Raw genomic sequence first — 1230 nt, forward strand, 5'->3', positions numbered from 1 at the left:
AAAGCGTCCCGGAAAGCGTCCCGGAAAGCGCGGGCCGCCCGGCAGGCGCCGGATGCCCCGCGGGCTCGGCCCGCGACGCGGGACGGTTCACCGCGGGAGTGGGACGACTCACCGGAAGATCCACCGGATGATCCGCCAGAGGACTGGTCGGCCACCTGGGAGGGCTTCCGGGATGCCCAGCCGGACGCCCAGCCGGCGGCGATACCGAACGGCGATCCGGACACCACACCGTCCGCCACAGGAGAGCCACGCATAGGACAGTCACGCTCCGATACCACAGAGGCGTCACGGTGAGCGAACAGAGACCGCCGACGCCGATACCGACATCCTCGCCGGCAGCACCAGCACCAGCGGCGGCAGCGGTGTCGGCGGCAGCGGCGGCGCCTGGACCGTCGGCGGCGCTGGCGGGGCGGGAACGGGACGGGGCGCCGTCCGGGCTCCTCGAGGTCACCGATCTCACCGTCCGCTTCGGCGACACCGTGGTCGTCGACCGGATCGGCTTCGGCCTGGACGCCGGCGGGCGGCTCGGGCTCATCGGCGAGTCCGGATCCGGGAAGTCGATCACCGCGCTGGCCGTCCTCGGGCTGCTGCCCGACGGCGCGGCCGCGACCGGAAGCATCCGCTTCGACGGCGGGAGCTGCTCGGCCGGTCCGACCGGGAGCTCTCCCGCATCCGCGGCGACAGGATCGCCATGGTCTTCCAGGAGCCGCTCACCGCGCTGAACCCGCTGTGGCGGGTGGGCCGCCAGATCGGCGAGCCGCTGCGCCTGCACCGCGGGCTGTCGCGGCGGGCGGCGGGCGTGGCCGCGGTCGAGCTCGCCGCGAAGGTCGGGCTGCCCGACCCGCAGCGGCTCGTCCGCGCGTATCCGCACCAGCTCTCCGGCGGGCAGCGCCAGCGGGTCGGCATCGCCATCGCGCTCGCCTGCCGTCCCGCGCTGCTCATCGCGGACGAGCCGACCACCGCCCTCGACGTCAGCGTCCAGGCGGACGTCCTCGCCCTGCTCACACGCCTCGTCGACGAGGCCGGCACCGCCCTGCTGTACATCACCCACGACCTCGCGGTGGTGGCCTCGGTCGCCCGGGAGCTCGCGGTCATGCGCGGCGGGCGGCTGGTGGAGACCGGCCCGACCGAGGCCGTCCTGCAAGCTCCGCGGCATCCCTACACCCAGCGGCTGCTGGCGGCGGCACACCGCACAAGCTGGACCGGCCCCGCGGCCGGCACCGCAGCCAG

The 1230-nt window shown here is 75.0% G+C and carries 2 protein-coding genes; both read left to right on the forward strand.

Annotated features, from left to right (window positions below; all coding sequences use genetic code 11):
- Window positions 1–290 precede the first annotated feature (290 nt).
- A complete protein-coding gene (locus tag AC5LUJ_RS17650; RefSeq protein ID WP_493465317.1) occupies window positions 291–722 on the forward strand; it encodes an ATP-binding cassette domain-containing protein in 432 nt (143 codons plus the stop codon).
- Window positions 692–1230: ABC transporter ATP-binding protein (locus AC5LUJ_RS17655; RefSeq protein ID WP_493465318.1), on the forward strand; the 539-nt coding region annotated here is incomplete at its 3' end. The genes AC5LUJ_RS17650 and AC5LUJ_RS17655, both read left to right, overlap by 31 nt.

This window comes from Protofrankia sp. CiP1_Cm_nod3, from assembly GCF_982290655.1.